The 20253-nt window shown below is 63.6% G+C and carries 21 protein-coding genes and 2 pseudogenes; 9 read left to right on the top strand and 14 right to left on the bottom strand.

Annotation, left to right across the window (positions count from 1 at the left end):
• The first annotated feature begins 3 nt into the window (after positions 1 to 3).
• A complete protein-coding gene (locus ACH107_RS03490) occupies positions 4 to 840 on the top strand; it encodes an alpha/beta fold hydrolase (RefSeq protein ID WP_412504662.1) in 837 nt (278 codons plus the stop codon).
• Here the strand turns inward: ACH107_RS03490 and ACH107_RS03495 are convergent.
• The 9 genes from ACH107_RS03495 to phnG form a co-directional block, all read right to left on the bottom strand.
• Positions 837 to 2030 (bottom strand): alpha-D-ribose 1-methylphosphonate 5-triphosphate diphosphatase, encoded by a 1194-nt coding sequence (locus tag ACH107_RS03495; RefSeq protein ID WP_412504663.1) that lies wholly within the window; start codon positions 2028 to 2030, stop codon positions 837 to 839. The two genes, ACH107_RS03490 and ACH107_RS03495, sit on opposite strands and share 4 nt — an antisense overlap.
• Before the next feature lie 97 nt (positions 2031 to 2127).
• Positions 2128 to 2679 carry a phosphonate metabolism protein/1,5-bisphosphokinase (PRPP-forming) PhnN gene (locus ACH107_RS03500; RefSeq protein WP_412504664.1) on the bottom strand — a complete coding sequence of 184 codons (552 nt, stop codon included), beginning with the start codon at positions 2677 to 2679 and terminating at the stop codon, positions 2128 to 2130.
• Positions 2676 to 3359 carry a phosphonate C-P lyase system protein PhnL gene (gene phnL, locus ACH107_RS03505; RefSeq protein ID WP_412504691.1) on the bottom strand — a complete coding sequence of 228 codons (684 nt, stop codon included), beginning with the start codon at positions 3357 to 3359 and terminating at the stop codon, positions 2676 to 2678. The genes ACH107_RS03500 and phnL overlap by 4 nt, the downstream gene beginning before the upstream one ends.
• A gap of 28 nt (positions 3360 to 3387) precedes the next feature.
• Positions 3388 to 4170, bottom strand: coding sequence for a phosphonate C-P lyase system protein PhnK (gene phnK / locus ACH107_RS03510; RefSeq protein ID WP_412504665.1), 783 nt, complete (start codon positions 4168 to 4170; stop codon positions 3388 to 3390).
• Positions 4167 to 5024: an alpha-D-ribose 1-methylphosphonate 5-phosphate C-P-lyase PhnJ gene (locus ACH107_RS03515; protein WP_412504666.1), complete on the bottom strand. Its 858-nt coding sequence runs from the start codon at positions 5022 to 5024 to the stop codon at positions 4167 to 4169. The genes phnK and ACH107_RS03515 overlap by 4 nt, the downstream gene beginning before the upstream one ends.
• On the bottom strand, positions 5021 to 5617 hold the full coding sequence (locus ACH107_RS03520; protein ID WP_412504667.1) for an HAD family hydrolase: 597 nt from the start codon (positions 5615 to 5617) through the stop codon (positions 5021 to 5023). Before ACH107_RS03520 ends, ACH107_RS03515 begins: the two co-directional genes overlap by 4 nt.
• Positions 5614 to 6702: a carbon-phosphorus lyase complex subunit PhnI gene (locus ACH107_RS03525; protein ID WP_412504668.1), complete on the bottom strand. Its 1089-nt coding sequence runs from the start codon at positions 6700 to 6702 to the stop codon at positions 5614 to 5616. Before ACH107_RS03525 ends, ACH107_RS03520 begins: the two co-directional genes overlap by 4 nt.
• Positions 6702 to 7265: a phosphonate C-P lyase system protein PhnH gene (phnH, locus tag ACH107_RS03530; RefSeq protein WP_412504669.1), complete on the bottom strand. Its 564-nt coding sequence runs from the start codon at positions 7263 to 7265 to the stop codon at positions 6702 to 6704. The genes ACH107_RS03525 and phnH overlap by 1 nt, the downstream gene beginning before the upstream one ends.
• Positions 7265 to 7720 carry a phosphonate C-P lyase system protein PhnG gene (phnG, locus tag ACH107_RS03535; protein ID WP_412504670.1) on the bottom strand — a complete coding sequence of 152 codons (456 nt, stop codon included), beginning with the start codon at positions 7718 to 7720 and terminating at the stop codon, positions 7265 to 7267. The genes phnH and phnG overlap by 1 nt, the downstream gene beginning before the upstream one ends.
• A gap of 82 nt (positions 7721 to 7802) precedes the next feature.
• Between phnG and phnF the strand changes: the two genes are divergently transcribed.
• Positions 7803 to 8531 (top strand): phosphonate metabolism transcriptional regulator PhnF, encoded by a 729-nt coding sequence (phnF, locus tag ACH107_RS03540; protein ID WP_412504671.1) that lies wholly within the window; start codon positions 7803 to 7805, stop codon positions 8529 to 8531.
• An 8-nt stretch (positions 8532 to 8539) separates the two neighbouring features.
• On the opposite strand, the gene ACH107_RS03545 is transcribed toward phnF, so the two are convergent.
• From ACH107_RS03545 to phnC, 5 genes are all read right to left on the bottom strand, one after another.
• The gene (locus ACH107_RS03545; RefSeq protein WP_412504672.1) at positions 8540 to 9157 is read right to left on the bottom strand and encodes a chloramphenicol acetyltransferase; all 618 of its coding nucleotides are present in this window, start codon (positions 9155 to 9157) and stop codon (positions 8540 to 8542) included.
• Position 9158: 1 nt separating this feature from the next.
• On the bottom strand, positions 9159 to 10502 hold the full coding sequence (gene phnE, locus ACH107_RS03550; protein ID WP_412504673.1) for a phosphonate ABC transporter, permease protein PhnE: 1344 nt from the start codon (positions 10500 to 10502) through the stop codon (positions 9159 to 9161).
• Between the two features lie 3 nt (positions 10503 to 10505).
• The gene (gene phnE / locus ACH107_RS03555; protein ID WP_412504674.1) at positions 10506 to 11378 is read right to left on the bottom strand and encodes a phosphonate ABC transporter, permease protein PhnE; all 873 of its coding nucleotides are present in this window, start codon (positions 11376 to 11378) and stop codon (positions 10506 to 10508) included.
• Between the two features lie 66 nt (positions 11379 to 11444).
• Complete coding sequence (gene phnD, locus ACH107_RS03560) at positions 11445 to 12347, bottom strand: phosphonate ABC transporter substrate-binding protein (RefSeq protein WP_412504675.1); 903 nt, start codon at positions 12345 to 12347, stop codon at positions 11445 to 11447.
• A 64-nt stretch (positions 12348 to 12411) separates the two neighbouring features.
• The gene (phnC, locus tag ACH107_RS03565) at positions 12412 to 13242 is read right to left on the bottom strand and encodes a phosphonate ABC transporter ATP-binding protein (protein ID WP_412504676.1); all 831 of its coding nucleotides are present in this window, start codon (positions 13240 to 13242) and stop codon (positions 12412 to 12414) included.
• Positions 13243 to 13667: 425 nt separating this feature from the next.
• Here phnC and ACH107_RS03570 point away from each other — a divergent pair, with 425 nt between their 5' ends.
• The 7 genes and pseudogenes from ACH107_RS03570 (at position 13668) to phoB (ending at position 20201) form a co-directional block, all read left to right on the top strand.
• Positions 13668 to 14648: a substrate-binding domain-containing protein gene (locus ACH107_RS03570; RefSeq protein WP_412504677.1), complete on the top strand. Its 981-nt coding sequence runs from the start codon at positions 13668 to 13670 to the stop codon at positions 14646 to 14648.
• 114 nt (positions 14649 to 14762) lie between these two features.
• On the top strand, positions 14763 to 16139 hold the full coding sequence (pstC, locus tag ACH107_RS03575) for a phosphate ABC transporter permease subunit PstC (protein ID WP_412504678.1): 1377 nt from the start codon (positions 14763 to 14765) through the stop codon (positions 16137 to 16139).
• 23 nt (positions 16140 to 16162) lie between these two features.
• Positions 16163 to 16645 (top strand): annotated as a pseudogene (locus ACH107_RS03580) (DUF3333 domain-containing protein); the annotation flags it as partial.
• 492 nt (positions 16646 to 17137) lie between these two features.
• A pseudogene (gene pstA / locus ACH107_RS03585) lies at positions 17138 to 17950 on the top strand (phosphate ABC transporter permease PstA); the annotation flags it as partial.
• A gap of 26 nt (positions 17951 to 17976) precedes the next feature.
• Complete coding sequence (pstB, locus tag ACH107_RS03590) at positions 17977 to 18762, top strand: phosphate ABC transporter ATP-binding protein PstB (protein ID WP_412504692.1); 786 nt, start codon at positions 17977 to 17979, stop codon at positions 18760 to 18762.
• A gap of 11 nt (positions 18763 to 18773) precedes the next feature.
• Positions 18774 to 19496 carry a phosphate signaling complex protein PhoU gene (gene phoU, locus ACH107_RS03595; protein WP_412504679.1) on the top strand — a complete coding sequence of 241 codons (723 nt, stop codon included), beginning with the start codon at positions 18774 to 18776 and terminating at the stop codon, positions 19494 to 19496.
• 15 nt (positions 19497 to 19511) lie between these two features.
• Positions 19512 to 20201 (top strand): phosphate regulon transcriptional regulator PhoB, encoded by a 690-nt coding sequence (gene phoB / locus ACH107_RS03600; protein ID WP_412504680.1) that lies wholly within the window; start codon positions 19512 to 19514, stop codon positions 20199 to 20201.
• Positions 20202 to 20253 lie beyond the last annotated feature (52 nt).

Raw genomic sequence — 20253 nt, forward strand, 5'->3', positions numbered from 1 at the left:
GCCATGCCCTATGGCGAGAAAGCGGGCGTCACGACCTTTTGGAAGAGCCTTGGTCGAGGCGCGCGCCCGGCGCTTGCCCTTCACTGCTCGTTGTCCAGTTCTGCCAGCTTTGCTTCTCTGGCCGACGTTCTGGTTGACGATTTCACCATCACGGCCTTCGACCTGCCGGGACACGGGCGCAGCGCCGATTGGGATGGACAGGGTGAAATCCAGCGCTTGACGATGGAGATCGCGAAGGAGTTCCTGTCGGAACAGGGGAGCGCGCACGTAATTGGCCATTCTTTCGGCGCCACGGTCGCCTTGCGGCTGGCGGTCGCGTGGCCCGCGCTCGTGCGTTCCCTCGTGCTGGTGGAGCCGGTCTTTTTCGCCGTGGCGCGCACGGATCACCCGGCGCTTCATCGGGCGCATCTGGAAAGGATGTCGGTCTGTACGCGCGCGATCGAGGCGGGGGACAATCCCGCGGCGGCCCGGGCGTTCCTCGGGGAATGGGGGGACGGGACACCGTGGTCGGGCCTGCCGCGGGAACAGCGTGCCGCCTTCGCCAAGCGGATGCCGCTGGTCGCGGCCGCCGAGGGCGCGCTCAACGATGATCCTGCCGGGCTGTTGTCGCCCGGGGCGCTGAGCACGCTCGACCTGCCCGTCCTGCTGATGGAGGGGAGCCTGTCGCCCGCCATCGTCGGCGTGATCCAGGAAGGGCTGGCGACGCGGCTGCCAAGGGCGGAACGCACGGTCATAATGGACGCGGGGCACATGGCCCCGGTCACGCACCCGGTCCAGGTCGGCGACGAGATACGGCGCTTCGTCACGCGGTCATGCGGGCTGGCGCGCGGCGCGCCCTAGCCGACCTGACGCCCCGCGCTCCACACGCCACGCACGACGGGAGTTCCGTCAAGTTCGCGAATGCGCACCATGTCCGCGCGCTGGCCCACGTGCAGCCTGCCGCGGTCGCGCAGGCCAACGGCGTCGGCCGGCGCCGCCGTCACCGTCGCGACGGCCCTCGGCAAGTCCTGCCAGATATGGCCCAGCCGGAAGGCCGACAGCAGCAGCGCGGACGGCACGTAATCCGAGGATACGATGTCCAGCAGCCCCTGCTCGGCAAGGTCGAGCGCCGAGACATTCCCCGAATGCGATCCGCCCCTGATGATGTTGGGCGCCCCCATCATGATGGCGATCCCCCTGTCGCGACAGGCGCGCGCCGCTTCCAGCGTTGTCGGGAACTCCGCGAAACCGACGCCGTTCGCTAGCGATGTCTCGACATGGTCGGTGGTGGTGTCGTCATGGCTGGCCAGAACGGCACCGAGCCGCCGCGCCTCGGTGATCGCGCCCCGTTCATGCGCCTCGCCATGGCGGGAGCGCAGGTCGACCAGATGCGCCACGTGGTCCTCGAACTCGGCATCGTTGACGCGGCGCTTGCCGTTCACATAGGTCCGTAGCTTCTCGAGCTCCCGGAACTGGCGGTGCCCGGGCGTGTGATCCATCAGGCTGACGATCCCGACCCCGTCGCTCTCGGTGAACTCGGCGAATTCTTCAAGCAGCGTTTCCGAACAGATCTCGGCCCTCAGGTGCAGGTAATGGCTGATGCGCAGGACGCCGGACGCCCGAAGCGCCAGCAACTCGTTGCTCAGCGCGCGTGAATATCGCTCGCGCCGCGACGGCTCCCCCGAAAGCGACCCCAGCCGGAGCGCGTCGAAAACGGTGGTGATGCCGGTCGAGGCAAGTTCACCGTCATGCGCCAGTATCGCCGAGAAGTGCGGCCAGTCGACCGCGGGCCGCGGCTCGATATGGCGTTCAAGGTTGTCGGTGTGCAGCTCGACCAGCCCCGGCATCACGCAGTCGCCCTCGCAGTCAAGGGCACCCGCCGGCACCCTCGTGCCTTCCGTGATGTCGACGATGCGCCCGCCCTTGACCGTCAGCCCCCCGCGGCACTCGCGTTCCGGCAGGATCAGCCTTGCGTTGGCAAACTCGATCGGGCGGGTGTCGCGCGCGTCAGCGCGGCCGCGGGGCAGTTCGTGAAGGCTGTTGGGTTTCATGCGTGGCATAATCCGTTCGCGGTTGGAGACTGCAGGGGCGCGCTGTTGCTGCGCCCGGCCATCGGCGGGCGCGCGGGTCGCGGCTCCGCGGGGCGCATCATCGCGGCCCCCGCGGCACATCGAGAAGGTCAAGCGCCGCGTCCACCGTCTCGGAAAGGGCGCCGTCGTTCAGCACCGTCCGGCACGCCAGCCCGTCCGGCAGCCGCGGGGCGGGGCGGGCCAGCCGCGCGGTGATGCTGTCATCGGTCTCCCGCCCGCGTTCCCGCAGGCGCCGGTCCAGCGTTTCGCGGCTGGCCGTCACGTGCAGCACCAGCAGCGACGGGAAGATCGCCACCGCGTCGGTCAGGGCCGTGCGCGACAGGTTGGCCATGCGTTGCGCGCCACGCTGCACATCGGCCAGCACGTCCGCCGGTATCCCGTAAAGCAGCCCGTGTACCTGCCAGTGCAGGCAGAAGTCGCCGTTGGCGACCCTGGCGCGGAACGCCTCGGGCGTGGCCGACGCGTAGGTTTCGCCGCCCATGCCGGGCGGGCGGGTGATGGTTCTTTGCACCGGCCGGATGATCGGCGCGGCCCGCGCGATGCCGCGCATCACGCTGTCCTTTCCGGCGCCCGACGGCCCCACGACCGCGATGAGCCGTCCGCCCGTCATGCCGCCGCTGCCGGGGTAAAGGCGGTCACGTCGATCATGCGATCGCAGAGGCGCGACCGCGCGGCCTCGTCATGGAAGATGCCGAGGATGGCCGCGCCGCGCGCCTTGGCATCCTCGATCAGTCCCATGACGACCTCGCGATTGCCGGCGTCAAGGCTTGCCGTCGGTTCATCGAGCAGAAGCACCGGGTACCGGTACGCGAACCCCCGCGCGATATTGACCCGTTGCTGTTCACCCCCCGAAAACGTCGTCGGAGAGAGAGACCAAAGCGCGCGCGGTATGTTCAGCTGTCCGAGCAGGTCCGCCGCCGTGGCGCGGGCGGGCTCGGCAGACATGCCTGTTGCGCGCAACGGCTCGGCCACGACGTCCAGCGTCGGCACGCGCGGCACGACGCGCAGGAACTGGCTGACATATCCCAGCGTCTCGCGGCGCATCCGCAGGATTTCCCTGGGTGTCGCGCCACTCACCTCTGTTTCCCCGACCCGGATGCACCCGCCATTGGCCAGGTAGTTGCCGTGGATCATTCGCATCAGGGTCGACTTGCCGGATCCGGACGCGCCGACCAGCCCGACACATTCGCCTTGCCCGACAGCAAGGCAAGCCCCCTCCATGACCCGGATGACGGCGCCGCCCTGATTGTGCAGCGTGAATGTCTTGGTCAGGTTCTCGATTTCGATCATCGCGCGCGGTGTCCCTTTGAGCATGATGTCAGACCTGCAGTACGCTGGAGACCAGAAGTTGCGTGTACGCGTGCTGCGGATCGTCCAGCACCTGGTCGGTCAGGCCGCTTTCCACGACATGACCATCCTTCATCACCATGAGCCGATCCGCCAGTAGCCGCACCACGGCCAGATCATGGGTCACGATGATGGCTGAAAGTCCCATGTCGCGCACCAGCCCCCGCAGGAGATCGAGAAGCCGCGCCTGAACGCTCACGTCCAGGCCGCCTGTCGGTTCATCCATGAAAACCAGCCGAGGCCCCGTCACGAGGTTACGGGCGATCTGCAGCCGCTGCTGCATCCCCCCCGAAAAGGTGACGGGGCGGTCATCCATGCGCGCCGGGCTGATCTCCACCCGTCCCAGCCAGTCATTGGCGGTATCGCGGATGCCGCCGTAGTGACGCTCGCCAACGGCCATCAGCCGTTCACCGACATTGCCGCCCGCGCTTATCCCCATGCGCAGGCCGTCCCGGGCGTTCTGGTGAACAAAGGCCCAGTCCGTGCGCGACAGCATCCGGCGCTCGGCCTCGGGCATCGTGACGGTGTCCCGCGGGCCATCGGCGCGGGTATCGAAGACGACTTCGCCGCGATCCGGTTTCAGGTGGCCCGCAAGGCAGTTCAGCAGCGTGGATTTGCCCGAGCCGCTTTCGCCGACGATCCCCATGACCTCGCCCGGGAAAAGGTCGAAGGCCACGTTCTTGCAGCCAAGATGATCGCCATAGCTTTTCGCGATGTTGCGGACGGTCAGCAAGGGTGAGGCAGACGTGGTCATGCCGCGCTCCTTCCGCGATGCCCGGCGGCTTGCCGCTTTTCGCAATAATCCGTGTCCGAACAGACGAACATGCGCGTTCCCGCGTCATCGGTGATCAACTCGTCCAGATAGCTGCCGTCCGCGCCGCACAGGTCGCAGGTTTCATCGGCCTTGGTCGCGGCGAACGGGTAATCCTCGAAATCGAGGCTCGCGACTTTCGTGTGGGGCGGTAGGGCATAGATGCGCTGTTCCCGCCCGGCGCCGAAAAGCTGGATCGCGGCGCAATCCGACATCTTGGGGTTGTCGAACTTCGGGATCGGCGAGGGATCCATGATGTAGTCCCCTTCGACAAGCACCGGATAGGCGTAGGACGTGGCGATATGCCCGTGCAGGCTGATATCCTCGTAGAGCTTGACATGCATGAGCCCGTATTCGCCGAGGCTGTGCATCTTGCGCGTTTCCGTCTCGCGCGGTTCGAGGAACCGTAGCGGTTCGGGGATGGGCACCTGATAGACGATGACCTGTCCGTCGGTCAGCGGTGTTTCAGGGATGCGGTGCCGTGTCTGGATGACGGTCGCCTCCCGCGTGTCCGTGGTCGTGTCGATACCCGCCGTGCGTTCGAAGAACCGGCGGATCGAGACGGCATTCGTGGTATCGTCGGCGCCTTGGTCGATCACCTTGAACCGGTCCTCGGGGGCCATGATGGCGGCGGATACCTGCACGCCGCCTGTGCCCCAGCCATAGGGCATGGGCATTTCGCGGCTGGCGAAAGGCACCTGGTAACCGGGGATGGCCAGCCCCTTGAGGATGGCGCGCCTGATCATGCGTTTGGTCTGTTCATCCAGATAGGCGAAGTTGTAGGCCTCAGACGTCACAGCAGCCCCCTTTCGGTCAGATCGGCGTCCAGTTTCACCGGCGTTTCAAAGAGATGCGTTTGCCATCCGGCCGCCTGTGCGCCCGCGATGTTCGCCGGGCTGTCATCGACCAGCAGGCAGTTTTCCGGGCCGACGCCGGCACGCGCGCAGAACAGGTCGAAAATCGCCGCTTCGGGTTTCACCAGCCCGACCCGGCCCGAAACGATGGTCACGCCGAACACGTCATGCAGCCGCGGGTGCAGCGTCAGGCCGATGGGCCACGTTTCGGCCGACCAGTTGGTGATCGCGTGAATGCCGTATCCCCGGCGCCTGAGGCGCTCCAGCAGCTTCCAACTGTCCTCGATCGCATCCCGCACGGTAAGCGCGAAGCGGTCGGTATACCGCGCAAGCAGCATCCGATCATCGGGGTCGCTGATTTCCTGTGCCAGCGTCCCGAAACGCTCGCCACGGTCGGCGCGAAGGTTAAGGGCGTGGAAATCCGTCCGCTCAAGGAAATGCAGCACCTCGTCGCGGTCATTCAGGTCCGGCAGGAAGGCCGGTACCGGGTCCCACCGCACCAACACGTTGCCGATATCGAACACCACCGCGGTCATTCCGCCGTGTCCTCTTCCGGCAGCTTCGCCGAGTCGCGTCGCAATTGCCGCACCAGTTCCATCTCGCTCTGGAAGTCGACGTAATGCGGCAGCTTGATATGCTCGAGGAATCCGGTCGCCTGGATGTTGTCGGCATGGCTGAGCACGAATTCCTCGTCCTGCGCCGGCGCGCCGCTATCCTCCTCGCCCAGTTCCCGCCAGCGCAGCGCCCGGTCCACCAGCGCCATCGCGATGGCCTTGCGCTCGGTCTGGCCGAACACCAGGCCGTAGCCGCGCGTGAACTGCGCCGGTTCCGTCTTCGACCCGGTGAACTGGTTCACCGTCTCGCATTCGGTCAGCGTGATTTCCCCGATCTCTATGGAAAATCCCAGTTCGGGGATGTCCATCTCGACCGCCACGGCGCCGATCCGCAACTCGCCGACGAAGGCATGGTTGCGCGCATAGCCCCGCTGCGTCGAATAGGCGAGACTGAGCAGGAAGCCCTCGTCGGCCCGTGTCAGGGCCTGCAGGCGCAGCGCCCGGCTGGCGGGCAGGCTCATCGGTTCGCGCGTCAGGTCGGGCGGTGTCTCGTCGCTTGCGGGCTCTGTCTCGATCAGGCCCTCGTTGTTGAGAAACCCGGTGACATGCGGCGTCCGGGCCGTGCGGGGGGCGGCCGCCGGTGCCTCGGGAGAATCGCCGTCGGCTGCCAGTTTGAAATCCAGCAGGCGGTGCGTGTAGTCGAAGGTCGGGCCGAGGATCTGGCCGCCGGGCGCATCCTTGAAGGTGGCCGAAATCCGCCTGTCGCAGGCCATGTCGGCGGTGTTGACCGGCTCGGAGGTACCGAAACGCGGCAGCGTGGTGCGATAGGCGCGCAACAGGAATATCGCCTCGATCAGGTCCCCGCGCGACTGCTTGATCGCCAGCGCGGCAAGGTCGGGGTCGTGGATCGAGCCTTCGGCCATGACGCGATTGACCGACAGCGCCAGCTGTTCGCGTATCTGCGCGACGCCGAGTTCGGCAACCGCGGTGTCGCCGCGCCGCTCCTCGGCCAGCCACGCATGGGCATTGTCGATGGCGCGTTCGCCACCCTTGACCGCCACGTACATTACAGGACCTCTGTCGATCGGGGCAGGGCGGCCAGCCGCCCGCCGCAGGTGAACAGGAAATCGAGCCCCAACGGGAACGTTTGCGCGTTTTCCCGGAAGGCACGTGTTTCAGGAAGCGATAGCTGCGCCTCGTCCCTGATGCCGGGGCCGCGCAGGGTGGCGCCGTCCGTGCTCAGCCCGGCAAGCTCGACGATCAGCGTGGCGGACTGGTCGGGGTATTCCGGGTTTCCCCGGCGGTACTGCGACAGCGGCAACAGGCCATCCCAGTCACCTAAGGCAAAGGCGGCCGCGTCAGCGGCCGCAACCGGCGCGCCGGTATGGAACGTCACCCATGCGCGCGTTTCGGGCGTGTCGAACCCGGCCGCCAGATGCAGCGGGGTGTCATGATCACACAAAGTCAGCACAACCGCCCCGGCGGCGGGTGACATCGGCGGTGGGGGCACGGCCCCTTTCACGCTCTCGATCCGGCCCGGACGCGCCATGGCCTCCATGATGGCGCGAAAGGCGTGCGCGGATGCTGTCGACGGATCGGCAAAGCCACCCTCCATTGCCTCGGCCCGCATCAATCCTCTCCTCTCGTCATGGTGAAGAAATCCACCTTCGTGGCGGCGGCCTTTGCGGCGCGGGCCGTTTTGCGCGCGCCTTCCTCTGCCAGAAGCGGGTCGAGCACGGCGGCCCGCACGGGTCCGGCATCGCTTGTCTGCAGCAAGGCATCCACCAGTGCAGCCGCCTGCGCATCCGCGGGGCGGCGGCCTTGCACATAGGCATGGCCCACCTCGCCCGTGCCAAGCCGCAGCGAGCACCGCGTCACGGTCATTTCGCCGATGTTGAACGGGGCGCCGGCGCCCCCCGCGCGGCCCCGGACCATGATGCTTCCGATCTCGGGGCGGCGCAGCCACTCGTAGTCCGGCCCGGCGCCCGCGCTTTCGAACAGGTCCGCGACCCGGCCATCCGGCGACCGGGCCAAAAGGCCCATCCACGCCTGACGATCAGATTCTGCCCCGGTTTCATCTGCCATCTCGACAAGTCCGCAAATTACTATACAACTAGACACATTATGGCAGATCGACCGTATCAGGACCAGAAAGGAATTATGAAAGTTGGGTGACGAGTCAGAAAGCGGCCGCGGCACGCCACTGTGGAAAACGATTTGCGACAGCCTGCGCGAAGATATCGCCGAGCGGCGCTACGACGTGGGCGCCAAGCTGCCGACCGAGGCGCAGCTGGCCGGCCGGTTCGGCGTGAACCGCCACACGGTGCGCCACGCGATCAAGCACCTCGTGGCCGAGGGCATCGTGCGGACGCGCCGCGGGTCGGGTGTTTTCGTGACGTCGCAGCCCACCGATTACGCGATCGGCAAGCGCGTCCGGTTTCACGAGAATATCCGCGCCGTCGGCCAGAAGCCGGGGCGGGAGGCGCTGCAGATCGAAACGCGAACAAGCGCCGAAAGCGAAGCGCGCGCCCTGCAGATCGCGCCGGGCGCCCCCGTCTGCGTTTATCGTGGCCTGTCATTGGCCGATGCCATGCCGATCGCGCTCTTTGTCAGTGTTTTTCCGGTTCAGCGTCTGCCCGAGATCGAATCTGCCCTCAGGGCGCAGGACAGCGTGACGCGCGCGCTCGAACAGGTGGGCGTTCACGATTACACGCGCGTCTCGACGCGGTTGACCGCGGTCGTCGCGGATGCCGCGCAGGCCCTGCATCTGCAACTGCGCGAAGGCGCGCCGCTGTTGCGGTCCACCAGCTTGAACGCGGATACCGATGGCCGACCGGTGGAGTACGGGCGGACATGGTTCGCGGGCGACCGCGTGACCCTGACGCTGGAGGATTGACCGAACGGTTATCCGCCGTGCTTTTCCAGGAAAGATTCGGCGTCCAGGTGCCGGAAATCCTCCAGCGCGGCGCGCAGGCGCTCGTGGCGCCAGTCCCACCAGCCAAGGGCGATCAAACGCTCGGCAATGGCCTCGGGTTGCCGGCGGCGCAGCGGTTTGGCAGGGGTTCCCGCCACGATCGTGTAAGGCGCGACATCCCGTGTCACCACGGCCCCGGCTGCCACCACCGCGCCGTGCCCCACGGTGACATCCGGTTTGATCATCGCCCCGTGGCCCAGCCACGTGTCGTGGCCGATATGGCTGCGGCGCGATTTCCGGTGACGGAAGAACGCGTCGTCCGGGGCGGCGTCATCCCAGTAATCCGACGACCGGTACATGAAATGATGCAGGCTTGCCCGGTCCAGCGGGTGATCCGTTGCCCCGATCCGCACGAAACTGGCGATGTTCGCGAACTTGCCGATCGTCGCGTTCGCGATATCGGCGTAGCGGTCGCAATACGAATAATCCCCGATCTCGGCATGCGAAATGCGGCTGCCGCGGCCGATTTCCGTGAAGTTCCCGAAGCTCGACTCCGTTATGTCGCACCATTCGTGAATGACCGGGGCGTTTTCCATCAGTCTGGGCATGTCAATCACGCTGGTTCCGACCGATCAGCCGGCCGCGCAGCCAGCCCGAGAAAGTGTCCATCAGCATCACCGTCAGGATGACGAGAACGATGTAATAGCTGACCTCTTCCCAGTCCTTCTGGGTGATGATCGCCTGTGTCAGCATCAGCCCGATCCCGCCGCCCGTGATCGCGCCGATGACGGTGGCGCTGCGCGTGTTGGATTCGAGGTAGTACTGAACCTGGCTCAGCAATATCGGCGTGATTTGTGGAATGACGCCGAAACGATACCGTTGCAGCGGCTTGGCCCCCGTGGACCGGATGCCCTCGGTCTGTTTCTCGTCGATGTTCTCGATCGCTTCGGAAAACAGCTTGCCGAAGCTGCCGCTGTCCGTCAGCAGGATCGCTAGGCTGCCGGTCAACGGCCCGGGTCCGAAGGCGCGGGCAAGGATGATCGTCCAGATCAGCGCATCCACCCCGCGCACGAAATCGAAAACCCGCCTGATGGCAAGCCGCACAGGCGTAAGGCGATTGAAATTGCGCGCGGCGACAAAGGCCAGTGGGAGCGCCACGATCGCGGCGCCCATCGTCCCGAGAAAGGCCATCAGAACGGTCTCGAACATGGCCCACATCACGTCCTTGTGCTGCCACATGCGATTGTTCCACACGTCGTGCAGGATGGCCGCGATGTTGCTTTTGCCGGGCACGACCCTGTCGCCGGAAAACGCCAGCCCGACAAGCTCGCCAAAGCTCTTGCCGTAAAACGGGCTGTCGAGCGTGAACCAGAACAACTCCCACCCGAAATGATAGCGCATCACCTCGGTACGCGCTTTCGTCAGGATTATCCGGCCCGCATCCGTCGTGATGTCCACGCGTGTCGAACTGGCGCTAATCCATTCGGGCACCTCGTCGGAAGGCAGATCCAGACCGACGCCTTGCCGCCGCGATACCGTCGCGTTGATGATACCGTATCCGGGCACGTCATAGCGCAGCGTGTTCTCGTCGATCGTTACCTCGTGCCCGCCGGACAGGTCCACGATGGCGCGCTCCTCGCCGGCGCGTGTCACCCAGTCCGGGCTCATGCCGTCGGGGTAGGTCCCCTTTCTTTCGCCCTCGACCGCCAGCGTGATTCCCCCCGTGCGGTTGTCGCGGGTGACATGCGTCTTGTAGCTGTAGCTGTCGGCGACAAGCACCCGGGCGTTGTCCAGCCGCGCACGCTCCATCAAGCCGGGCAGATCAAAGGCGAAGAAGATGTAGCAGAAATAGGCAAGCACGACTGCCGGCACCGCAAGCGCGATCATTTGTTTGCGGCGAAACAGTGAAGTGATTTCAGTGGTTTGCGGCGGGTCCTGCGTTATCGAAGTCATGGCTTACCTCGCGCCTGTCAACTGGTTGCGGAAATGGCCTGAAAGCTGGTCGAAAAAGACGATCGCCCCGAAAAGCAGCAGAAAGATCGCCGCAACCTCGTCATAGCGCCCCTGGCCCCAGCTGAACGCGTTCTTCAGGTCGTAACCGATACCGCCCGAGCCCACGAACCCGAGGATCGCCGAGGCCCGGATATTGATCTCGAACCGCAGGAGCGCATAGCTCAGGTAGTTGGGCGCAACCTGCGGTATGACGCCAAGAACCATGCGCTGGCTCCACGAGGCGCCAACCGATTGCAGACCTTCGACCGGGTTGAGCGATGCGTTCTCGTTGACCTCGGAAAACAGCTTGCCCAACGCACCGACCGTATGAAGCGCGATGGCGATCATCGCCGGTACTGGCCCGCCGCCCATGATGAAGATCAGCACGAGCGCGATCACGATTTCGGGGATGGCCCGCAGGATATCCATCAACCGCCGGAAAAGCGGGATGAGGCGGGGCCAGCGTGCCAGCCCGCGGGTCGACAGGAGCGAGATCATCAAGGCCAGCACCGCCCCGAGCAGCGTCGATGCGGCGGCGATGTTGATCGTTTCGATCAATGACGGCAGGAATTTCCACATGAGCCCGGGCAACAGGGCGATCTTGTCGCCGGCTTCGCTCAGCACTTCGCCGGGAAAAGTGAATATGTTGGTTATCCCGTCCCAGAAACCGCCGGCGTTGCGATCGTCCGCAACCATGAAACCGGAGGCCATCAACGCGACAAATACGACCAGGACGATGCCCCCGTACATGCGCTTGCGCCGCGTCATTTCCAGGTACTGCGCCCGGATGTTGTCGATGCTGTCGGCCGCTCCTGCGGATACGCTCGCCTCGCTCATGCCGTTTCCTCGTATGAAAAGGCCGGGCCCCACCATGGGACCCGGCCGTTGATCAGCCGCGAAGGCTTACATCTTGGATTTGCGCGCCTCGATGATCGAGGTGTAGGCGTCATGGTCGATCGGCTGGAAGCCGAGGGCTTCACCGGCCATGAAGCTGTAGGCGCAATCCGGGTCCATGTAGGGCAGAGACGCCGTCAGCGAGGTGATGTCGATCTTGACGCGCTCGGGCAGGGCAGTGCGCAGAACGATCGGGCCCTCGGGGATGGGTTTGGATTTCCAGACCTCGACCAGTTCGTTCATGTTGACCAGCCCGGCATCCGCGGCCTTGCGCAGCGCGCCGGAATTGTAGCCGTCTTCCCATGCACCCATGCCATCGGCCCAGGTCACGCCGCCGTCCACGTCACCGTTGGCGACGGCAACGATCGTCTGTTCGTGGCCGCCGGTAAACTTGACCTCGGCGAAGTAGTCGCCGGACTTCATGCTGGCGCCGGTTTCCTGCGGTATCTCGATCGACGGGATCAGGTAACCACTCGTGGAATTCGGATCGCCGAACCCGAAGGTCTTGCCCTCCATGTCTTCCAGCGAGGCGATGCCGCTGTCCTTGCGCGCAAAACCGATCGAGTGGTAACCGTACGAGCCGTCCGTGTTGGTCTTTACCATGATCGGCTCAACGGCATCAGGGTCCGTCAGCCATGTTTTCGCATAAGCGGAGGCGCCGAGCCACGCCATGTCGATTGTACCGCCCAGAAGGCCCTGGATGACACCATCATAGTCCGCAGGTGTGAACAGCTTAACCGGCACACCGAGCAGTTCCTCAGCCTTGGCGCGGTAGCACTCGTTCGACGCCATGCGGTCCTGCGCATTTTCGCCGCCGAGGATGCCGATGCGGAATTCCTCGATCTTGTCCTGGGCCATGGCCGGACCGACCAGAGCAGTGGTTGCCACAATGGCAGCAAACAGTTTCTTCATGATGTCCTCTTTTCAGTACTTGAGGGATTGGTCTCGTCGAAGAGTTTCGACGAGGGTGAAAAGCTCAGGCGCTCGCTTCGACTTCGCGATGCTGATTCGGCGGCTCCGCATCCTTCCGAACATGCTGCAGCGAGGTCGATGTGCTGCTCTCGGAAAAAGTCGCATCCGCGCCATAGATGTCGCGTGCCACGCCGCTCGTCAGTTGGGCAGGCGTCCCGTCAAAGACGATCCGGCCGTGCAGCATGCCGATGACCCTGTCGCAGTAGCGGCGCGCGGTATCCAGCGTGTGGAGGTTGGCGATCACCGTGCGGCCGTCTTCCTCATGGATGCGGCGAAGCGAATCCATGACGATTTGCGCGTTCATCGGGTCGAGGCTCGCGATCGGTTCGTCCGCAAGGATGATTTGCGGGTCCTGCATGAGCGCCCGTGCGATGGCCACGCGCTGTTGCTGGCCTCCGGACAGCGATTCGGCACGCTGTGCGGCAACGCTCGCGATACCCAGCCGGTCGAGGATGTCGATCGCCCTGTGAATATCGGCGCCGGGATAGTAATTGAACAGGGTTGCCAGCGTCGACCGTTGATTGAGCGTGCCGTGCAGGACGTTCGACACCACGTCCATGCGCGGCACGAGGTTGAACTGCTGGAAGATCATGGCACAGCGGGATTGCCACTGGCGCTTCTCGTGCCCGGACAAGGATGTGATCGCCGTAGCTTCGAACGTGATTTGCCCGTCTGACGCATCTGTCAGCCGATTGATCATGCGTAGCAACGTCGACTTGCCCGCGCCGGACCGTCCGATGATGCCGATCATGGCGGGTCGGTCCACGGCGAATGTTGCGCGATCCACCGCGACATTGCCGCCGAACTTTTTTGTTAAGCTGTCTACAGATAGCATTGCCACCCCCTGGTGAGTTACTGGGGTCGCTACATGGCGGACGTATCACATTCATGTCGGTTTGACTTCAGAAACGTGACAATCGGGCCCGCGCATGAACCGGGGTGCCGATGCGCGGTGGTGCCGGGTTGTCAGTGGCCCGGTCTGATTTTTGCACTTTTCTCGGATGAATAGGTTTTTCCGGTAGGCGATGGACCTGGTGCGCCGGGTAACGTGTCGAGGGCAGGACCTTCAGCATCGTTCTTCCGCTCAAAGATGGCTGATTGCCGAGGTTGAGGAGTGGTTGATCCCCGCGTTCGGTGGTTGTCATCAAACTGTTACGTGAATGTCGCAAAAGCGTATTGCCAGCCCGTTAGCTCACGGTCGGCGGGTGCCACCTCTAGACGAACCCTCGGCATCCGGTAGGACACAATAGGAGCTTCCTAATGAAATTCGCAAAACTGACCGCCTCTGCTCTGGCGATCGCTGCCGTTTCCGCGACAACTGCCGCAGCCCGTGATCAGATCCGCATCGTCGGATCCTCGACCGTGTTTCCTTTCTCCACAGCCGTGGCAGAACAGTTTGGCAAATCGACTGATTTCGCCACGCCTGTCGTTGAATCGACAGGCTCGGGCGGCGGCCTCAAGCTGTTCTGCGCCGGTGTCGGCGAAGAGCACCCCGATGTGACCAACGCATCGCGCCGCGTCAAGATGACGGAAGTGAAGACCTGCGCCGAGAACGGTGTCGACTTCACGGAAGTCGTCGCGGGCTATGACGGCATCGTGATCGCGAACGCGAAATCCGGCCCCGACTTCGAACTGACGCTTGGCCAAGTCTGGCAGGCGCTCGCGGCGAACGGTCCCATGCCCACGACATGGGACGAGATCGACCCGACGCTTCCGGCCGAGCAGATCGAGGTTCTCGGACCGCCGCCGACATCGGGCACGCGCGACGCTTTCGAAGAGCTCGCAATGGAAGCTGGCTGCGAGCAAGCAGGCGGCGACGACTGCGAAGAGAGCGGCATGCACATCCGTGAAGACGGTGCCTATGTCGAATCGGGTGAAAACGACAACCTGATCGTCTCCAAGCTGGAAGCCAATGACCGCGCCCTCGGCATCTTCGGCTTCTCGTTCCTCGATCAGAACGCCGACGCCCTGAAAGGCGCTGTCGTCGACGGTGTCGAGCCGACTTTCGACAACATCGCCTCGGACGAGTATCCGGTGTCGCGCTCCATGTATTTCTACATCAAGCACGCGCATGTTGACGTGATCCCCGGTGTTATCGAATACGCCAAGGAATTCGTGAACTCCAATGGCCCCGATGGCTACCTCACCGAACTTGGCCTGATCCCCGTTGGCGCCGATGTCATGGCAGCCAACAAGGAAGCGGTCGAGAACCTCCCCGCGCTGACAGAAGACAACTACTGATCCCGGTAACGATATTGTCTCCGAGGGCGGCCTGGGCCGCCCTCGGTCCTCTCGTCTCGCCGGGGCCCGCTCGGCGAAATCTCAGTCCTGCTGCTGCTTCCCGGAGCCTGCCAGATGGTATTCACACTGACATTGGTCATTTTCGTGCTCGCGGTTGCCGCATACATGGCGTCCAGACGCCGCGCCCTGCAGATCGGGGGCGATGCACCGGCCACCCTTCATTCGCGACCGTCCTATCATGGCTTGCACAGCCTCCTATGGGTTCTGATAGCCGGATGGGGCATCCTCATCGTGCTGGTTGTGTTCGGCAACTGGTGGATCACATCCAGCCTCATGTCCGACATCGGTGAAGCGCTTCCGGACAAAGAGTACATCGAGCACCAATTGATCCTCTCCGACGCCCGCGCGATTTCGGAAGGGCGCATCTCTTCGGTGTCCGACCCGCTGCGCGAGCGGATCGCCGGCCGTTTCTCGACGATGAGCGCGGTTCACACCTGGGCGCTCATTGTCGGCAGCCTCGGAGCAGCGCTCCTTGCAGGCTATCTTTCCTATTCCCGCGTCGCTGTCGAGTGGCGCGCGCGCAACCACTCCGAAAACGTGATCCGCTCGATCCTGCTGGTCACGGCGGCCATCGCCATCCTGACCACCATCGGCATCATCCTGTCACTGATTTTCGAGACTTTCCGGTTCTTCGAAGCGATCGACTGGCAGCTTCACAAATATCTCTTCGGCACCACCTGGAGCCCGCTCTCGGGCGTCTTCGAGGGCAAGTTGGACGCCGAGAAGGTCGGGGCGCTTCCGCTTTTCGCCGGGACATTGCTGATTACGGCGATCGCGATGCTCGTGGCGGTGCCCGTGGGGCTCTTCGCCGCGATCTACCTGTCAGACTTTGCCTCGTCCAGCGTCCGCTCGGTCGCCAAGCCCATGCTGGAGGTGCTCGCCGGTATCCCGACGGTGGTCTACGGCTTCTTCGCCGCAATTACCCTTGCGCCTTTCCTCCGCGACAGCGGCGAGGCCATTGGAATTCAGGTCGCCTCCGAGTCGGCTCTCGCCGCGGGGATCGTCATGGGCATCATGATCATTCCTTTCATCTCCTCGCTCTCGGACGACGTCATCAACGCGGTCCCGCAAACCTTGCGCGATGGCTCGCTCGCGGTTGGTGCGACCCGGGCTGAAACCATCAGGCAGGTCGTCTTGCCCGCGGCTTTGCCGGGGATTGTTTCGGCCGTCCTGCTGGGGATAAGCCGGGCCATCGGCGAAACGATGATCGTTGTCATGGCCGCGGGGCAGGGGGCAAACCTGACTGCCAACCCTCTCGAAGCGGTGACCACCGTGACCGTGCAGATCGTGGCGCTGATCACCGGTGACACCGAGGCCTCAACAGCCGCCGGACCGGCCTTTACCCTGGGCTTCACACTGTTCGTGATGACCCTTCTCATGAACATGGCGGCGCAACGCCTTGTGGCAAAATACCGTGAACGGTACGACTGAGGAAGCTTGATACAATGTCTGATATGACCTCTCAGCCAGAGATTGAACGTTTCGATCACGGCAGTATCACCGCCGTACCGGCGCGGCTGAAAAAACGGCGTGCATCCGAATTCCGCCTCAAGACTTACGGGATAATTGCGATTTCCATCGCCGCACTGGCGCTTGTCTCCCTGCTCTGGAGTGTCGTCTTCAAGGCGTCCTATGCCATGACCGAGCATTACATCGTTGCCGATGTCACGCTTGATGCCGAGACATTGGAGATCGACGAGGACACAGCGGCCGACCAGATCGTGCGCGGCGATTACGACGCCGTGACAACCGAGATGCTGCGAGACTTGTTTCCGATGGCCTCGGGCCGGACGGAGCGCCGCGCCCTCAAGGATCTCGTGTCGGGCGGGGCGGCGTTCGAGCTGGGCGATGTCGTGGCCGCGGATCCCGATCTTGTCGGCGAGACTGTCTCCTTCGCCTTCCTGGCGTCGGACGTGACAGACCTTTATCTCAAGAATGAGTATGGGCGCCTTGTCGAAAAGGATGTTTCCGGCAAGCTCTCCGTCAGCGAGGCCGCGGAAGGCGATCTGGTCATCTCGACAAGCACCAACGACTTTGCCGAGGCGCTCGAGACCGTGAAGCGGCATCTCTACGAAGATGCGGACTCCCTGCGGGTCAAGGCCGCCCGGCAGGCCAACGCAGTTTCCGTCTATACCGAGCGTGCCGAGGCGGCCGAGACCGAAGAGGACCGCGCAACCCTGATGGCGAAGGCGGAGAAGGCGCGTGTTGCCGAGCAGGCGTTGCTCGATGAGGCCGCGGCGCTGGAAGATCGGGCCGCCGGGGCCGGTGGCAGCGAGACGGTCGACGACGAGAACATCTCGCTTCTGATCAAAGCCGGTGGCGGCTGGATTCGGCTTTCGGAACTCAACCGCAGCCAAGCGCGCGGTGAGATGCTGACCGGGGTCTCGCTTCCGATCGAGAACGAGACTGAATGGCAATTTTTCACGACCACGATGCCGGAGGCCTCGCGCAAGGTATCCGACAACCAGATTGTCTGGATCGAAACTCTCAGGGAACGCGATCAAATCGAAGAGGTCTTCAATTGGCGGTTCTTCACCTCGGCCGACAGTCGCGCACCGGAGCTGGCCGGTATCCGTGGGGCGCTTGTCGGCTCCCTTCTGACCATGCTGGTCACCTTCGCGCTCGCCTTCCCGATCGGCGTTCTTGGCGCAATCTACCTTGAGGAATTCGCCCCGAAGAACCGCTTCACCAACTTCATCGAGGTCAATATCAACAATCTCGCGGCGGTGCCTTCGATCGTCTTCGGGCTGCTTGGCCTCGCGGTCTTTCTCAATGTCTTCGGCGTGCCGCGTTCGGCGCCGCTCGCGGGTGGCATTGTGCTCGCCCTTATGACCCTGCCAACGATCATCATCGCGGCCCGCGCCGCGATTCAGGCCGTGCCCCCCTCGATCCGTGAGGCCGCGCTCGGTGTGGGCGCGTCGAACGTGCAGGCAAGCTTTCATCACGTCTTGCCGCTGGCCATGCCGGGCATCCTGACCGGGACGATCATCGGCATGGCGCAAGCCCTCGGAGAGACCGCGCCGCTGATCATGATCGGCATGGTCGCCTTCATTGTCGAAGTGCCGACAAGCATCACCGACAGTGCTTCGGTGCTGCCCGTACAGGTCTTCCGCTGGTCGGACTTTCCCGAACGCGCATTCGAGGCCCGCACAGCCGCGGCGATCTGCGTCTTGCTGGTCTTTCTGGTTCTGATGAACCTTCTCGCCATCGTCCTGCGTCGCCGCTTCGAACGTCGCTGGTAAAGAAAGGACCTACAATGTACGACACTATGAAAGCGGAGAGCGCCTTGGAAACGAAAGACATAAAATTTTCCGCAAGGAAGGTCCAAGTCTTCTACGGGGAAACACAAGCGATCAAGGACGTGGACGTCGACATCGAAGACAAGACCGTCACTGCCTTCATCGGCCCGTCAGGCTGTGGCAAGTCGACCTTCCTGCGCTGCCTGAACCGAATGAATGACACGATATCGGTCTGCCGGGTCGAGGGCGATATCAGGCTCGACGGCGAGGACATCTATGACAAGAAAGTCGATCCCGTGCAGTTGCGGGCCAAGGTCGGCATGGTTTTCCAGAAACCCAACCCCTTTCCCAAGTCGATCTACGACAACGTGGCCTACGGGCCCAAGATTCACGGACTTGCCAAGAACAAGGCCGAGCTTGACGAGATCGTCGAGAAAAGCCTGCGGCGCGCGGCGCTTTGGGACGAGGCAAAGGACCGCCTAGACATTTCAGGCACGGGCCTGTCAGGCGGCCAGCAACAACGCCTTTGTATTGCCCGCGCCGTCGCCACGCACCCGGAGGTCCTGCTTATGGACGAGCCTTGCTCGGCGCTCGATCCGATCGCAACGGCGCAGGTCGAGGAACTTATCGATGAACTCAGGCAGCGATATTCGGTCATTATCGTGACCCACTCGATGCAACAGGCCGCGCGGGTCAGTCAGAAAACGGCATTTTTCCATCTGGGCAATCTTGTCGAGTTCGGCGAGACCGGACAGATTTTCACCAACCCCGAGGATGAGCGTACCGAAAGCTACATCACCGGACGGATCGGGTAAGGACATATCCAATGAGTGACTCCCATATCGCCTCTGCATTCGATCGCGACCTTGAAACCATTCAGGCCCAGATCATGAAGATGGGCGGGCTTGTCGAAGAGGCGATCCTGAACGCGGCGACATCGCTGGAAACCCAGGACGAGGAACTGGCCGAGCAGGTAAGGGAAGGTGACCGGGCCATCGACTTGCTCGAGGAGCAGATTAACGAGGAAGCTGCCCGCGTGATCGCGCTACGGGCGCCGACCGCGATCGACCTGCGGCTCATCCTCTCGGTCATGAAAATCTCGGGCAATCTGGAACGGATCGGCGACTATGCCAAGAACATGGCCAAGCGCACCACCGTACTGTCACAGCTCAGCCCCGTGAACGGTGCCACGGCGGCCCTGCGCCGAATGGCCCGCGAAGTCGAGCGTATGCTGAAGGACGCGCTTGACGCCTATATTCAGCGCGACGCCGACCTGGCGCACGACGTGCTGCAGCGGGACCACGATGTCGACCAGATGTACAACGCGCTTTTCCGGGAATTCCTGACGTTCATGATGGAGGATCCGCGCAACATCTCACCCTGCATGCACCTTCATTTCATCGCCAAGAACACCGAGCGCATGGGCGATCACGTAACCTCGATCGCCGAGCAAGTCATATACCTTGTTACCGGAGATCTGCCGGAAGACGCGCGCCCCAAGAAAGACCAGACATCGACGGATCCCAACGTGACGCAGCCGCAGGGCTAACCTGGAGCTAATACAATGTCTTCGGACCGACCGACTGTTCTTCTCGTCGAGGATGAACTCGCGCAGCGCGAGGTGTTGGCCTACAATCTGGAGGCTGACGGTTTCAGTGTCGCCGCGGCAGAGAATGGCGAGGAAGCCCTGATGATGGTCGACGAGGTCGTCCCTGACGTCATCGTGCTGGACTGGATGCTGCCCAACGTTTCGGGGATCGAGGTGTGCCGGCAACTCAAGACGCGTTCGGAAACGCGGGCTGTCCCGATCATAATGCTTTCCGCGAGGTCAGAAGAAGTCGACCGTGTACGCGGCCTGGAAACCGGTGCGGACGACTACGTGGTGAAACCTTACTCGGTTGTGGAATTGATGGCGCGCGTGCGTGCACAGCTGCGGCGAACCCGCCCGGCGACCGTCGGGGAGCGGCTTGAATACGAGGACATCGTCCTTGATTCCGAGACGCACCGCGTGACCAGAGACGGCCAGTCGCTGAAACTTGGCCCGACGGAGTTTCGTCTGCTATCGACCTTCATGGAGAAGCCGGGACGGGTCTGGACGCGTGAGCAGCTTCTCGACCGGGTGTGGGGCCGGGATATCTATGTCGATACGCGCACGGTGGACGTCCACATCGGCCGCTTGCGCAAGGCGCTTTGTCAACATGGCGGAGACGACCCCCTTCGTACCGTGCGCGGTGCGGGGTACGCGCTCGGGTAACGGGTTCGTGCGACCGTCAGGGTGCGAAAGACTGCGAAAAGCCGACGGGCGT

Source organism: Roseovarius halophilus (ex Wu et al. 2025) (genome assembly GCF_047086965.1).

Coding starts and splice junctions, on each gene's coding strand:
- pstC (WP_412504678.1), top strand. CDS start 14,763: ATGGTATTCACACTGACATTGGTCATTTTCGTGCTCGCGGTTGCCGCA.
- ACH107_RS03490 (WP_412504662.1), top strand. CDS start 4: ATGCCCTATGGCGAGAAAGCGGGCGTCACGACCTTTTGGAAGAGCCTT.
- phoB (WP_412504680.1), top strand. CDS start 19,512: ATGTCTTCGGACCGACCGACTGTTCTTCTCGTCGAGGATGAACTCGCG.
- phnE (WP_412504674.1), bottom strand. CDS start 11,378: ATGAGCGAGGCGAGCGTATCCGCAGGAGCGGCCGACAGCATCGACAAC.
- ACH107_RS03545 (WP_412504672.1), bottom strand. CDS start 9,157: ATGCCCAGACTGATGGAAAACGCCCCGGTCATTCACGAATGGTGCGAC.
- phnC (WP_412504676.1), bottom strand. CDS start 13,242: ATGCTATCTGTAGACAGCTTAACAAAAAAGTTCGGCGGCAATGTCGCG.
- phoU (WP_412504679.1), top strand. CDS start 18,774: ATGAGTGACTCCCATATCGCCTCTGCATTCGATCGCGACCTTGAAACC.
- ACH107_RS03520 (WP_412504667.1), bottom strand. CDS start 5,617: ATGACCGCGGTGGTGTTCGATATCGGCAACGTGTTGGTGCGGTGGGAC.
- phnL (WP_412504691.1), bottom strand. CDS start 3,359: ATGATCGAAATCGAGAACCTGACCAAGACATTCACGCTGCACAATCAG.
- phnH (WP_412504669.1), bottom strand. CDS start 7,265: ATGCGGGCCGAGGCAATGGAGGGTGGCTTTGCCGATCCGTCGACAGCA.
- ACH107_RS03495 (WP_412504663.1), bottom strand. CDS start 2,030: ATGAAACCCAACAGCCTTCACGAACTGCCCCGCGGCCGCGCTGACGCG.
- phnD (WP_412504675.1), bottom strand. CDS start 12,347: ATGAAGAAACTGTTTGCTGCCATTGTGGCAACCACTGCTCTGGTCGGT.
- phnE (WP_412504673.1), bottom strand. CDS start 10,502: ATGACTTCGATAACGCAGGACCCGCCGCAAACCACTGAAATCACTTCA.
- phnK (WP_412504665.1), bottom strand. CDS start 4,170: ATGACCACGTCTGCCTCACCCTTGCTGACCGTCCGCAACATCGCGAAA.
- pstB (WP_412504692.1), top strand. CDS start 17,977: ATGAAAGCGGAGAGCGCCTTGGAAACGAAAGACATAAAATTTTCCGCA.
- ACH107_RS03570 (WP_412504677.1), top strand. CDS start 13,668: ATGAAATTCGCAAAACTGACCGCCTCTGCTCTGGCGATCGCTGCCGTT.
- ACH107_RS03500 (WP_412504664.1), bottom strand. CDS start 2,679: ATGACGGGCGGACGGCTCATCGCGGTCGTGGGGCCGTCGGGCGCCGGA.
- phnG (WP_412504670.1), bottom strand. CDS start 7,720: ATGGCAGATGAAACCGGGGCAGAATCTGATCGTCAGGCGTGGATGGGC.
- ACH107_RS03525 (WP_412504668.1), bottom strand. CDS start 6,702: ATGTACGTGGCGGTCAAGGGTGGCGAACGCGCCATCGACAATGCCCAT.